Here is a 13111-nt window from a genome sequence, read left to right as displayed (position 1 = left end):
CGGGGCGTTCCGGTTGCATCGATCGCGCGGTGGCTTACTTGCGCATCGAGCTGAAGAACTCGTCGTTGGACTTGGTGTTCTTCATCTTGTCGAGCAGGAACTCCATCGCCGCGATCTCGTCCATCGGGTGCAGCAGCTTGCGCAGGATCCAGATCTTCTGCAGCAGGTCCGGTTCGATCAGCAGGTCCTCGCGACGGGTGCCGGACAGGTTGACGGCAATGGCCGGATACACGCGCTTTTCGGTGATGCGGCGGTCGAGGTGGATTTCGCTGTTGCCGGTGCCCTTGAACTCCTCGTAGATCACCTTGTCCATCGCGCTGCCGGTATCGACCAGCGCGGTGGCGATGATGGTCAGGCTGCCGCCTTCCTCGACGTTGCGGGCCGCGCCGAAGAAGCGCTTGGGCCGGTGCAGGGCGTTGGCATCGACGCCGCCGGTCAGCACCTTGCCGCTGCTGGGCAGCACGTTGTTGTAGGCGCGGGCCAGGCGGGTGATGGAGTCGAGCAGGATCACCACGTCCTTCTTGTGCTCGACCAGGCGCTTGGCGCGCTCGATCACCATTTCCGCCACCTGCACGTGGCGCGCGGCCGGCTCGTCGAAGGTGGAGCTGATGACTTCGCCGCGCACCGTGCGCTGCATCTCGGTCACTTCCTCCGGGCGCTCATCGATCAGCAGCACGATCAGATGCACGTCGGGGTGGTTGTACGTGATGGCGCTGGCGATCTGCTGCATCATCATCGTCTTGCCGGCCTTGGGCGGACTGACGATCAGGGCGCGCTGGCCTTTGCCCTGCGGGGCCATGAGATCCAGGATGCGGCCGGTGATGTCTTCGCTGGAGCCGTCGCCGCGCTCCAGCTTGAAGCGCTTGCGCGGGAACAGCGGGGTGAGGTTCTCGAACAGGGTCTTGTTCTTCGACGCTTCCAGCGGTTCGCCGTTGATGGTGTCGACGATGTTCAGCGCGAAGTAGCGTTCGCCGTCCTTCGGCCAGCGGATGCGGCCGGACACGTGGTCGCCGGTGCGCAGGTTGAAGCGGCGGATCTGCGACGGGCTGATGTAGGTGTCGTCTGGGCCGGCCAGGTAGCTGGCCTCGGCCGCGCGCAGGAAGCCGAAGCCGTCGGGCAGGATCTCCAGCACGCCGTCGGCCTGCACGCCCTCGCCGTGGCGGGTCAGCACCTTCAGGATCGCGAAGATGATGTCCTGCTTGCGCGCGCGCGCCACGCCTTCGCTGATCGAGAGCTGGTCGGCGATCTCCAGCAGCTTGTGCGCCGGCATGCGCTTGAGGTCGCCCAGCGAATAGGTGGGGAAGCCTTCCGGCACCTGCGGGTGCGGGCGCGGCACGAAGTGCTCGCCGTTGCCGCCTTCGTCGGGCATGCCGCCGTCGCGCTGGCGGTCGCGCTGGCGCTCGCGGCGGTTCTTGAAGCGTTCGCGGCGGCTGTTGCGGTGGCCGCCGTCACGCTGCTGGCCACCCTCGTGCCCGTCCTGCGGACCGCCTTCGCCCCCGTGGCTGCGGGCCTGCGGGGCATCGCCCTGTTCGGCATGGACGGCGGGTGCCGCTGGAGCGGGTGCCGGTGTGGCAGCGGCCGGGGGGGGCACCGCCGGGGTGGGTGCGACCGGCGCGTCGGCCAGCGGCATCTCGGACTGTTCGGGGCTGCGCGGCTTGGCCACGCGGGTCTTGCGCACGCGCTTCTCGGCGACTTCGCCGGCGTCGTTGGTGGGGTCGGACAAGGGAAAAACCTCGCTTGCGTTGCGAGCGCCCGCAGAGCGCGGGTCGTCGGGAAAGGATCGGGCCGGAGGGGCGGATCAGAAAGGTGCGGCGCGTCGTCGATGGTGCAGGACGGTGCCGGATGCAGTTAACGCTAGCACTGACGCGGCATGGCGCGCAAGCGGGCCGTTCAGCGGAGCGTCGGCCGGCGCTCCGCGACGGGACGGGTCCCGGCCGTGCCGGGACACCCGTCGGGCGGGATCAGAGCGCCTTGTCGATCATCTGCGCAAGCTGGGCCTTGCCTACGGCGCCGATCTGGGTGGCCTGCACCTGGCCGCCCTTGAACAGCAGCAGCATCGGGATGCTGCGCACATGGAACCTCATCGCGGTCTGCTGGTTCTGGTCGACATCGACCTTGACGATCTTGGCCTTGCCGGCGTACTCGGCCGCCAGCTGGTCCAGCGCCGGGGCGATCATCTTGCACGGGCCGCACCAGGGCGCCCAGAAATCCACCAGCACCGGCAGGTCAGAGGCCAGGACCTGGCTGTCGAAATCGGCATCGGTGGCGTGCAGGACGGTCTCGCTCATGGTGGCTCCAGTTGGGTGCGGGGCGCGGCAGGCCGCGCCGGTGGTAGACTTGGGGGGTTGCGCCGCGGTTCGGCGGCGCCGTGCCGGGAATGACCAGCCCCGGAATTGTCCCGGCAGTCTGCGTGGCTGCCCTCCATTCATGCAAGTGGCGATGTGCAACGCGGCGTTACTGGGCGCGCGGGCCGGCCACCGATCGAGGCTGCATCCGTGTCCGACAAACCCCTGACCGACATCACTTTTTCCACGTTCGACCTGCACCCGGACCTGCTGGCCGGGCTGGAGGGCGCCGGCTTCACCCGCTGCACCCCGATCCAGGCCATGACCCTGCCGGTGGCGCTGGCCGGTGGCGATGTCGCCGGCCAGGCCCAGACCGGTACCGGCAAGACGCTGGCGTTTCTGGTGGCGGTGATCAACCGCCTGCTGACCCGCCCGGCGCTGGCCGAGCGCAAGCCGGAGGATCCGCGCGCGCTGATCCTGGCGCCAACCCGCGAGCTGGCCATCCAGATCCACAAGGATGCGATGAAGTTCGCCTCCGATCTCGGCCTGAAGTTCGCCCTGGTCTATGGCGGCGTGGATTACGACAAGCAGCGGGAACAGCTGCAGGCCGGTGCCGACGTGATCATCGCCACCCCGGGCCGGCTGATCGACTACGTCAAGCAGCACAAGGTGGTCAGCCTGCATGCCTGCGAGATCTGCGTGCTGGACGAAGCCGACCGCATGTTCGACCTCGGCTTCATCAAGGACATCCGCTTCTTGCTGCGGCGCATGCCCGAGCGCACCACCCGCCAGACCCTGCTGTTCTCGGCCACCTTGAGCCATCGCGTGCTGGAGCTGGCCTACGAGCACATGAACGAGCCGCAGAAGCTGGTGGTGGAAACCGAGCACATCACCGCTGCGCGCGTCCGTCAGAAGCTCTATTACCCGGCCGACGAAGAAAAGCTGCCGTTGCTGTTGGGGCTGTTGTCGCGCAGCGAGGGCGCGCGCACCATGGTGTTCGTCAACACCAAGGCGTTCGTCGAGCGGGTCGCGCGGGCGCTGGAGAAGGCCGGTTACCGGGTTGGCGTGCTGTCCGGCGACGTGCCGCAGAAAAAGCGCGAGTCGCTGCTGAAGAAGTTCCAGGCCGGTCAGCTGGAGATCCTGGTGGCCACCGACGTGGCCGCGCGCGGCTTGCACATCGACGGCATCAAGTACGTCTACAACTACGATCTGCCGTTCGATGCCGAGGACTATGTCCACCGCATCGGCCGTACCGCGCGGCTGGGCGAGGAAGGCGACGCGATCAGCTTCGCCTGCGAGCGCTATGCGATGAGCCTGCCCGACATCGAGGCCTACATCGAGCAGAAGATTCCCTCCGAGCCGGTCACTGCGGAGCTGATGACCCCGCTGCCGCGTCCGGAGCGCGCGCGTCCGACGGCCGACGCCGACGGCGACAGCATCGGGGAAATTTTCAAGGAAGTGCGCGAAGCGCGTGCCGCCGAGGAGGCCAAGCGCGGCGGCGGTCGCAGTGGTCGCGGCGGCGCTGGGCGCTCCGGCGGTCGCAGTGGTGCCGGTGAGCGCCACGGCGGCGAAAGCCGCGGCCCGCGTCCGCCGCGCGACAAGTCCGCCAGGAGCGGGCGCGTGGAAGGTGATGCCGCTGTCGGGTCGCCGCAGCCGGCAGCGACCCCGGCGCAGCCGGCGGCCACCGAGGGCGGGGCGCCGGCACGCAAGCGCCGCCGCCGCCGTGGCGGGCGTCCGGTGGAGGGCGCCCAGGGCGTCGCGCAGCGGGATGCGCAAGCAGGGCAGCCCGGTCAACCCGGTCAACCCGCCGGGACGAAGTATGTGCCGGCCAGCAGGACCGCCGCGCCGACGGCCGGTAAACCGTCGCTGCTCAGCCGCATCGGGCGTGGGTTGAAGTCGCTGGTGACGCGCTCGCCCAGCAAGCAGCATTAAGGGCGCTCCGAACAGCGCCATCCCGGCGCTGTCAACGCACGTCGAATCCGGCACATGTCCGGGCTCGGCGCACACGCATCCATCGCCTGTGCGATTGATGCGTGGTCGGCAATCCACGGCCGACGTGGATTGCCGGGGTGCTCGGAGATTCCTCAGGTGCGGTGGCGGTCGCGCTAGCCGCAGGCCGCGGCTCGGGCGATACTGCGTCCCTGTTCGTTCCCCAGTCCTCCGCATGCCGGTTCTGCGTTTCGACAACGTCAGCAAGCTCTACCCGGGCGGCCATGCCGCGCTGTCCGAGGTGAGCTTCGCCGTGGACGCGGGCGAGATGCTGTTCGTGACCGGGCATTCCGGCGCCGGCAAGAGCACCCTGCTGAAGCTGATCCAGCTTGCCGAGCGGCCCAGCCGTGGCGCGGTGCTGTTCCAGGAGCGCAACCTGGCCCGGGTGCGGGGTGGACGCATCGCCGCCCATCGGCGCAGTGTCGGCGTGGTCTACCAGAACCACCAGCTGCTGATGGACCGCAGCGTGGCCGACAACGTGGCGCTGCCGCTGGTGCTGCGCGGGATCAAGCGCGCCGAGATCGGCAAGCGGGTGCGGGCGATCCTTGGCAGGCTCGGGCTGGAGCCGCGCGCCAACGCATTGCCCACCCAGCTGTCGGCCGGCGAGCAGCAGCGCGTCGGCATCGCCCGTGCGGTGGTGGCCGAGCCGCCGCTGCTGATTGCCGACGAGCCCACCGGCAATCTCGACCCGACCTTGTCGGCGGAGATCATGGCGCTGTTCGCGGCCCTGCCCGAGCGCGGCACCAGCGTGCTGGTGGCCAGCCACGACCTGGCCCTGGTCAAGCGCATGCGCAAGCGGGTGCTGGTGCTGGAGCGCGGGCGTCTGGTTGATGACATCGCCCCGGAGGACCTGGCCGATGCGTGAGCCGGGCGGCAGCCAGCAGATGCAGGGTGTGCATGCCAGCCGCATCGGCGCCTGGTTGGAGCACCACGCCCACAGCCTGGTCACCAGCCTGGGCCGGCTGCTGCGCAAGCCCTGGGCCAGCCTGCTCACGATCGGGGTGATGGCGCTGGCGCTGGCCTTGCCGGTGGGGCTCTGGGTGGTACTGATGAACGTGCAGCGCCTGGGTGGCCAGGTGCAGGCCGCGCGCGAGATCACGGTGTTCCTCAGGCCCGGCATCGATGCGGCGCGCGCTTCGGCCCTGGCGGACATGCTGCGCACCCGGGCCGATGTCGCGGCGGTGGATCGCGTGTCGCCGGATCAGGCGCTGGCGCAGCTGCGCCAGCGCGATGACCTGGCCGCTGCAATCGACGCGTTGGGCGCCGATGCCGCCCGTGCAGCGTTGCCGGAGGCGCTGCGCGTGGTGCCGCGCGATGACGAAGTCGCGCTGGTGCGGGCGATAGGGGCGCTGCCGGAAACCGACCGCGTGCAGTACGACGCGCGTTGGCGCGAGCGCTTGCAGGCGTGGCTGGGCTTCGGTGTTCGCGCCGTGCAGGTGCTGGCGGTGCTGCTGGGCCTGGGCGCGCTGCTGGTGGTGGGCAACACCGTGCGGCTCGACATCCAGGCGCGGCGCGAGGAGATCGGCGTGCTGCAGTTGCTGGGCGCCAGCGACGGCTTCGTGCGCCGGCCCTTCCTCTATCTTGGTGCGTGGTACGGGCTGGCGGCCGGTGCGCTGGCGCTGGGCATCCTCACCGTGGCGTGGTTGGCCCTGCAGGCGCCTCTGGCGACCCTGGCCGCCCGCTACGGAAGCTCCTTCACCCTGCGCGGACTCGATCCGCTGGCTGCGGCGGCCGTGCTGGCCGGTGCCGGCCTGCTGGGCTGGCTCGGGGCCGGCCTGGTGACTGGACACTATCTGCGGCAGACCCGCCCGCGGGAGTATTGAGATGGCAGGCAAGCAGGATCTGCGCCATGTGGTCAGCGACGCGCCGCGGGTGATGGTGGTCGATGGCAGCAAGCTGGTGCGCAAGCTGATAGGCGACACCCTGGTCAAGGAGCTGCCGAATGCGCAGGTGATCGGCTGCGCCAGCATCGCCGAGGCCCGCAAGGCGCTGGAGGACGGCGCGGTCGACCTGGTCACCACCGCGCTGGTGCTGCCCGACGGTGATGGCCTGGCGCTGGCGCGCAGCGTGCGCGAGGCGTCGGGGCAGGCCTACGTGCCGGTCATCGTGATCTCGGGCAACGCCCAGGAGGCGCTGGAGACACGCGCCTTCACCGAGGACATCACCGACTACTTCGACAAGTCGCTGGGCCAGACCGCGCTGGCCGCGTTCATCCGTGGCTACGTGCATCCGGCGCCGATCGAAGGCGCGCGCGTGCTGTATGTGGAGGACAGCCGGGTGGTGGCGGTGGCAACCAAGCGCATGCTGGAGCGTCACGGCCTGCAGGTGCTGCACGTCATCAGCGCCGAGGAGGCGCTGGAGCACCTGCACAAGTTCTTCGGTCGCAAGGACGGCGACGTCGGTGCCGACCTGGTGCTGAGCGACGTGTACCTGAAGGGTACGCTCAGCGGGCGCGAACTGCTCAACCAGATCCGCGGGGTGTTCCGTTACGGCAAGCGGCGCCTGCCGATGGTGATGATGACCGGTGACGACAACCGTGATAACCAGGCCGCGCTGCTCCGCGATGGCGCCAACGACCTGGTGCTCAAGCCGATCGAAGAGCGCCTGCTGGTGACCAAGGTGCTGTTCCAGCTGCGCCTGTCGAAGCTGGGCTGAAACCACGCCGGGGGCGTTTCAGCCCCGGCGGTTGTTCTTGCGTGTGAACCGATGGGTTACGGCTGCCAGCCGTAGCTCAGCTTCACGAACACGCTGCGGGTGTTGCCGAACAGGTCGGGATGGTCGTCGTCCATGAAGGCGCCGTACGACGCGCCGGCATACACCGCGGTGCGCGGATTGACCTTGTACGAATAGACCATCTGCGCCGCCCAGTCGCGCGCCGTTTGATTGACGGAATCGACGTACAGCGCCTGGTTGCGCGTCACCTCGCTGCCCTGCAGGGTCAGACGCAGGCGCTGGCGCGGGTCGAACTGCCAGCTGCCGCCGGCATTGAGCACCGTCGCGGTGAACGCGGTGCCGCCGTCGCGGTGCATGCGCTGGCGCATCAGATCCCAGTCCAGCGCGATGCCGCGGCCGACGTTGGCGTTGCCCCACACGTCCAGCATCGTGCGGCGGCCGGTGCGTTCGGCGGCAAGATCCAGCAGCGTGCCGACCTGCAGGAAGGCGCCGAGCTGGAGGTTGCCGGTGGGACGGAAGCTGCCGTTCACGTCGGCGTAGCGCTCGTCGTACAGGCGTCCCCGCCAGAAGCGCGTGCGGGTGAGGCCGTGCAGGCCCATTCCGCTCTGCTTCGGGCCCTGAGCGCTGAGCCTCGCCTCAAGCTCGCGCTCCAGCAGCTGGCCGTCGTAGCGATGGGTGATGTCGAAGTCGGCGTAGAGGTCGATGCGGTTGAACGCCTGGTCGTCGCGGTACCAGCTGTGGCCGCCGCCGAGCAGCGATTTGTCATAGCCCACCTGGCCCATGAAGCCGAGGTCGGCGCGGAAGCCGGGGTCGATCGATTCGTGCCACGCGCTGAAGTTCCAGTTGCGGTTGCCGAAGGCGTATTCGGCGCGCCAAGCGGTACCCGACGGGGTGGCATCGGCGCCCAGCGCGTCGCCGTACAGGCCGACGATGTCCTGCGGATACTCGGACTGGCTGCGCAATACCTGCGTGGTGACGGTGTGGCTGCCCTGCTGCCAGCGCGCGTCCACGCCCGCCACGCTGTTGGCATAGGCGTCGCCGCGGCGGAACGTGCCGATTGCGCCGACGCTGAAGTGCGTGTTGAGGTCGTAGCGGTAGCGCCCCACCGCGACGTCCGCCTTCTGGTCCAGCTGGCGGAAACCCGAGCCCAGGACGCCCGGCACCAGCAGCAGGGTGGTGGCGTCGCGCGCCACGATCGCCCCGTAGGCGCCGCTGCCGGTGCGGCCGGTGACGCGCAGCCCGTAGTCGGGGTCGGCGATCTGGCGGGTGTAGAGCACGTTGAACTGGCTGGTGAAGTAGTCCGCGCCTTCGAGGAAGAACGGCCGCTTCTCCTGGTAGAACAGGGCGAAGCTGTTGTTGATGTTCAGCTGCAGCTGGTCGGTTTCCACCTGCGAGAAGTCCGGGTTGATCGTCGCGTTGAGGGTCATCGCCGGCGATGGCGCCCAGCTCACGTCCAGTCCCGGTTCGATACTGGTGTCGTTGCTACGCCATGGATCGCCCGCGGCGTCGCGGGTCTGAGTCTGGCCCACCGTCAACGTGGGCACCACTTCCAGGTTGCGGCCCTGGCGCGCACCGGCCAGGCCCTCGTACTTGCCCCATTCGCACTGGAAGCAGTTGGACTCACGCGGCACGCGGTGGCTGGTCAGCTGGTGGCGCTTGTCGCGCGGCCAGCTGCGGAACAGCGAGATGCCCCAGCGCTGGTCGCCGCCGCCGGTGGGGAAGCGCAGGGTGGAGAACGGGATGCGGATCTCCACGTCGTAACCGTCGGCGGTGATCTGGCCGGCGCTTTGCCACAGGCCGTCCCAGCTCGAATCCTCCTGGTTGTTGGTGTTGGACTCGTCGCGGATGATGTCGCCCTGCACGCCCAGTGGATTCACCACCAGCTCGTAGCCGCGGCGATGGTCGTTGAAGGTGTCCAGGAACACGCCCACCCAGTCGTCGTTGAACATCGCGTCGCGGTCGCGCAGGTGGGCGCGGATTTGCGACGGATCGGGGTCGGTGGCGTGGAAGCTGACGTACAGCGCGTCGGCGGTGTAACCGATGCGCACGATGGTCTTCACAGGCGCCGGGGTGTTGTCGCCGGGCTGGATGTCGTAGGCGATCTCCTGCACCAGCGCACCTTGCCAGGCGGCATCGTCCAGTTTGCCATCGATGGCGATCTCGCCCTGCAGCTGCGGGATGCGGCCACCGGGAACGTAGGTCGAGCCGTGTGGGGCTGGCGCGTCGTCACGGGCGTGGGCGAACGGGGCGCAGAGCAGCAGGGCGGCGGCAAGGGCATGCGGTTTCAAGCGGTGGCTCCGTGGAGGATGTGCGTCATGGGCTCGGATGCGCCGCCAGGCCGTCGGGTTGGCATGACTGATGGCAGGGGCGCAGGCAGCGCATTGCCGGCCCAGTCTCGATGCGCGTCCGCGCGCGCGGCAGGGGGCATGCGACGGACGCCGGCCCGCGGCGATAAACTCGGCGTTTTCCGCCACCGGATCCTGTCCATGCGCCACATGCTTCTTACCGCCTCCATCGCCGCCGCACTGGGCGTTGCGGTCACCGGTTGCCAGGGCAACCAGGCCGCCACGACCGCCGCCGCGCCGGCCGCGTCGACCACTGCGGCCGCCGAGAAGATCGTGGACGAACATTCCTTCGCGCAGCCCGACAAGGTCCGCACCACCGACCTGGCGCTGGATCTGGCCATCGACTTCGACAAGAAGACGATCAGCGGCACCGCGACCTACACCCTCGACTGGGTGGACAAGGCCGCGACCCAGCTGGTGCTGGACACCCGCGACCTGACCATCGCCAAGGCCGAGGGTCTGGGTGCCGACGGTACGTGGAGCCCGCTGACCTTCGCGCTGTCGGACAAGGACAAGGTGCTGGGCAGCGCGCTGACCATCCAGGCGCCGACCCGCCCGGCCAAGATCCGCGTGACCTATTCGACTTCGCCCGAGGCCTCCGGCCTGCAGTGGCTGGCGCCGTCGATGACCGAGGGCGGCAAGCAACCCTTCATGTTCAGCCAGTCGCAGCAGATCCACGCGCGCTCGTGGGTGCCGCTGCAGGACACCCCGCAGGTGCGCTTCACCTATTCCGCGCATGTCACCGCGCCGAAGGATGCCATGGTGCTGATGAGCGCCGACAACGACCCCAACGCGGCGCGTGACGGCGATTACAGCTTCAGGATGCCGCAGAAGATTCCGTCCTACCTGCTGGCGATCGCTGCCGGTGATCTGGTGTTCAAGCCGATTTCCGCGCGCAGCGGCGTGTGGGCGGAGCCGACGATGGTGGACAAGGCCGCCGCCGAGTTCGAAGACACCGAGAAGATGATCGACACCGCGGAGTCCCTGTACGGCCCGTATCGCTGGGGCCGCTACGACCTGCTGGTGCTGCCGCCGTCGTTCCCCTACGGCGGCATGGAAAACCCGCGCCTGACCTTTGCCACGCCCACCGTGATCGTCGGCGACAAATCGCTGGTGTCGCTGGTGGCGCACGAGTTGGCGCATAGCTGGTCCGGCAACCTGGTCACCTTCGCCACCGACAAGGACGCCTGGCTCAACGAAGGCACCACAACCTACGTGCAGAGCCGCATCACCGAGGCGCTGTACGGCCGTGACATGGCCGACATGGAAGAAGTGATCGATCGCGACGAGCTCAAGCAGGAATACAAGACCCTGCCGCCCGAGTTGCAGCGGCTCTCGCTCAAGCCCGGCACCCTGGCCGACCCGGACGACCAGTCCAGCGCCACCGTCTATACCAAGGGCGCCTGGTTCCTCGAGTTCCTGGAGAAGCGTTTTGGCCGCGAAGTGTTCGACCCCTGGCTGAAGGGCTACTTCGACCACTTCGCCTTCCAGAGCATCACCACGGCGCAGTTCCGCGACTATCTCAAGGCCACCCTGATCGACAAGCACCCGAACGTGGTGACCATGCAGGAGGTCGATCAGTGGCTGTACGAGCCCGGCATCCCCGGTAATGCGCCGCAGGTGGCGTCGGGCCGGTTTGCCACCGTCAATGCCGCGCGCATCGCGTGGCTGGGCAGCGGCCAGCTGCCGGCCAAGAGCATCACGGATGCCTGGAGCACCCAGGAGTGGGCGCATTTCCTGGAGACCATGCCGGAGACGCTCAAACCCGAGCAGCTGGCCCAGCTGGACGCGGCCTATCACTTCACCGGCACGCCGAACGGCGAGATCGCGATGCGCTGGTATCCGCTGGCCGAGCGCAGCGGCTATACCGCCGCGCGCGAGGAGATGGGCAAGTTCCTTGAACGTGTCGGCCGCCGCAAGCTGATCCTGCCGATCTACAAGGCGCTGGTGGCGACACCGGACGGCCTGGCCTTTGCCGAGCAGGTGTTCGCCAAGGCCAAGCCGGGCACGCACCCGATCACCGCCAGCTCGGTCGAGGCGATCCTCGACGGCGCCAAGGCCAAGGCGCCGGCGGCGCAATAACCCCATGCCCGTGCCGGCCCACGCCGGCGCGGGGCGGGCCTCAATCGATGCTGCTGCTGTTTGCATTGGCAGGGATCGCGGCGCTACTGGCGGTGATTGCCGTCCTGTGGCGTGATCCCCTACGGCTGGTGCGCCTGGAGTTTGCCCGCCAGCGTCTTGCCGCCGGGTTGGCACGCGGAACGGTCGAGGCGGCAGGCCATCGGTGGGTGTATGCGCACCGCGCCGCCACCGATCCGGCCGCGCCGGTGGTGGTGATGGTCCACGGTTTCACCGGCAGCAAGGAGAACTGGTATCCACTGGCGCGCGCGCTGGGGCGCCGCTACCGCCTGCTGATTCCCGACCTGCCCGGCTGGGGCGAATCCGAGCGCAAGCCCGGCGCGGCCTATGGATTCGTCGAGCATGCGGAGAACGTGGTGGCCTTCATCGCCGCGCTGTCGCCGCAGCAGCCCGTGATCCTGCTGGGGCATTCGATGGGCGGCGGCATCGCCGCGCTGGTGGCGGCACGCTGGCCGGAGCGTGTGGCCAAGGTGGGATTGTTCAATGCCGCCGGCGTGCGCTTCGACGACAACCGCTTCGGTCTGGACGTGCTGGCCGGCAAGAACCCGTTCGCGGTGAAGGATCGGGCCACGTTGCGGCATTACATCGACACGGTGTTCTTCGATGATGCGGCCAAGCCGTGGATTCCCTGGCCGTTTTCCGCCGCGCTGATCGCCGGGCGGCGCGCCGACGCGGCATTCGAGCAGGCGGTGCTGGACCGCATCGGCCGCGGCGACGAGAGCCTGCTGCCCGGCGAGGAAGCCGCCAACATCCGCCAGCCGGCGCTGTTGCTGTGGGGCAGGCAGGACGCGGTGATCGACCCCAGCGCGCTGGCGCTCTACGCGGCGCGTATCCCGCAGGCGCGCCAGGTCTTGCTGGACGGCTGCGGCCACATGTCGATCATGGAGCGTCCGCGCGACGTGGCCGCCGCCGTGCTGGACTGGATCGATGCCCCGTGACTGCAACGAGGATTGCCCGATGAAACTGCTGCTTGCGCTTGCCCTGTGTCTGCTGCTGCCCGCCTGCGGGCGCGAGGATCCCCAGGCTGCCGCGCGTGCCGCTGCGGCGCAGGCCGCCGCGCAGGAGCAGGCGGCCGCGGCAATGGAGAGGCAGTTCGAGGACGCCGTGGCGGCACAGAACTGGCGGCTGGCGAAAGGCTACGGCGAGGTCCTGCAAATGGACCACCCCACCAGCGCCGCCGCCGCGCGGGTCAAGCCGCGGCTGGACGAGGTGCGCGCCAACGCCGAGGCGCAGGTGCAGCAGCAGCGCCTGGCCGCGCTGTGGACCTACGGCGACGAGCCCGTCGGCAAGAACGGCCACCAGCTGTCGGCCTCGATCTACTCGCAGGAACCGGTGGACACCGATGGCGGTGGCGCGCATCCGGTGCGGCTGATCTTCCGCGACCATCCCGACTGGGGCCGCAGCGCCTACCTGGTGCTGGAAGCCGGCGACTTCGACTGCTACGCGGGCTGCAAGCTGAAGGTGGTGCTGGACGGCAAGGCGCACGTCCTGCCGGGTTCGCGGCCGAAGACCGACCAGGCCATCGCCATGTTCATCGACGACCGCAAGGCGCTCTGGACGCTGGCCAAGTCCGGCCAACGGCTGTCCATCGAATTTCCCACCAAGGCCGTGGGCCGCAAGACCGCCGAATTCGAGGTGGGCGGGCTGGTGCCGACGCGGCTGCCGGGCTGGAACTGAGCG

At 68.9% G+C, this 13111-nt stretch carries 10 protein-coding genes; 7 read left to right on the top strand and 3 right to left on the bottom strand.

The window, feature by feature from the left end:
* Nucleotides 1-34 precede the first annotated feature (34 nt).
* Nucleotides 35-1723, bottom strand: coding sequence for a transcription termination factor Rho (gene rho, locus ACK4SG_RS09270; protein WP_409601454.1), 1689 nt, complete (start codon nucleotides 1721-1723; stop codon nucleotides 35-37).
* Nucleotides 1724-1961: 238 nt separating this feature from the next.
* Complete coding sequence (trxA, locus tag ACK4SG_RS09265) at nucleotides 1962-2288, bottom strand: thioredoxin (protein ID WP_409601453.1); 327 nt, start codon at nucleotides 2286-2288, stop codon at nucleotides 1962-1964.
* A gap of 153 nt (nucleotides 2289-2441) precedes the next feature.
* Between trxA and rhlB the strand changes: the two genes are divergently transcribed.
* The 4 genes from rhlB (at nucleotide 2442) to ACK4SG_RS09245 (ending at nucleotide 6929) form a co-directional block, all read left to right on the top strand.
* A complete protein-coding gene (gene rhlB, locus ACK4SG_RS09260; RefSeq protein ID WP_409601452.1) occupies nucleotides 2442-4217 on the top strand; it encodes an ATP-dependent RNA helicase RhlB in 1776 nt (591 codons plus the stop codon).
* Between the two features lie 232 nt (nucleotides 4218-4449).
* Nucleotides 4450-5139: a cell division ATP-binding protein FtsE gene (ftsE, locus tag ACK4SG_RS09255; protein ID WP_409601451.1), complete on the top strand. Its 690-nt coding sequence runs from the start codon at nucleotides 4450-4452 to the stop codon at nucleotides 5137-5139.
* Nucleotides 5132-6097: a permease-like cell division protein FtsX gene (gene ftsX / locus ACK4SG_RS09250; RefSeq protein WP_409601450.1), complete on the top strand. Its 966-nt coding sequence runs from the start codon at nucleotides 5132-5134 to the stop codon at nucleotides 6095-6097. The genes ftsE and ftsX overlap by 8 nt, the downstream gene beginning before the upstream one ends.
* A gap of 1 nt (nucleotide 6098) precedes the next feature.
* Nucleotides 6099-6929 carry a response regulator gene (locus ACK4SG_RS09245; protein WP_409601449.1) on the top strand — a complete coding sequence of 277 codons (831 nt, stop codon included), beginning with the start codon at nucleotides 6099-6101 and terminating at the stop codon, nucleotides 6927-6929.
* A gap of 56 nt (nucleotides 6930-6985) precedes the next feature.
* Here ACK4SG_RS09245 and ACK4SG_RS09240 read toward each other — a convergent pair whose 3' ends face one another.
* Nucleotides 6986-9235, bottom strand: a complete 2250-nt coding sequence (locus tag ACK4SG_RS09240; protein ID WP_409601448.1) for a DUF5916 domain-containing protein — start codon at nucleotides 9233-9235, stop codon at nucleotides 6986-6988.
* A gap of 198 nt (nucleotides 9236-9433) precedes the next feature.
* Here ACK4SG_RS09240 and ACK4SG_RS09235 point away from each other — a divergent pair, with 198 nt between their 5' ends.
* From ACK4SG_RS09235 to ACK4SG_RS09225, 3 genes are read left to right on the top strand one after another with little or no spacing between them, the layout of a single operon-like run.
* Complete coding sequence (locus tag ACK4SG_RS09235; RefSeq protein ID WP_409601447.1) at nucleotides 9434-11374, top strand: M1 family metallopeptidase; 1941 nt, start codon at nucleotides 9434-9436, stop codon at nucleotides 11372-11374.
* 47 nt (nucleotides 11375-11421) lie between these two features.
* Nucleotides 11422-12369, top strand: a complete 948-nt coding sequence (locus tag ACK4SG_RS09230) for an alpha/beta fold hydrolase (RefSeq protein WP_409601446.1) — start codon at nucleotides 11422-11424, stop codon at nucleotides 12367-12369.
* 19 nt (nucleotides 12370-12388) lie between these two features.
* Nucleotides 12389-13108: a hypothetical protein gene (locus tag ACK4SG_RS09225; RefSeq protein ID WP_409601445.1), complete on the top strand. Its 720-nt coding sequence runs from the start codon at nucleotides 12389-12391 to the stop codon at nucleotides 13106-13108.
* Nucleotides 13109-13111: the final 3 nt, after the last annotated feature.

The sequence above is a fragment of the Thermomonas sp. genome, assembly GCF_046293095.1.
Lineage (GTDB): Bacteria > Pseudomonadota > Gammaproteobacteria > Xanthomonadales > Xanthomonadaceae > Thermomonas.
The sequence above is the reverse complement of the archived record's forward strand: the minus strand, read 5'-3'. Positions and strand labels throughout refer to the sequence as shown.

Coding starts and splice junctions, on each gene's coding strand:
- ACK4SG_RS09245 (WP_409601449.1), top strand. CDS start 6,099: ATGGCAGGCAAGCAGGATCTGCGCCATGTGGTCAGCGACGCGCCGCGG.
- ACK4SG_RS09230 (WP_409601446.1), top strand. CDS start 11,422: ATGCTGCTGCTGTTTGCATTGGCAGGGATCGCGGCGCTACTGGCGGTG.
- ACK4SG_RS09225 (WP_409601445.1), top strand. CDS start 12,389: ATGAAACTGCTGCTTGCGCTTGCCCTGTGTCTGCTGCTGCCCGCCTGC.
- ACK4SG_RS09235 (WP_409601447.1), top strand. CDS start 9,434: ATGCGCCACATGCTTCTTACCGCCTCCATCGCCGCCGCACTGGGCGTT.
- ftsX (WP_409601450.1), top strand. CDS start 5,132: ATGCGTGAGCCGGGCGGCAGCCAGCAGATGCAGGGTGTGCATGCCAGC.
- ftsE (WP_409601451.1), top strand. CDS start 4,450: ATGCCGGTTCTGCGTTTCGACAACGTCAGCAAGCTCTACCCGGGCGGC.
- trxA (WP_409601453.1), bottom strand. CDS start 2,288: ATGAGCGAGACCGTCCTGCACGCCACCGATGCCGATTTCGACAGCCAG.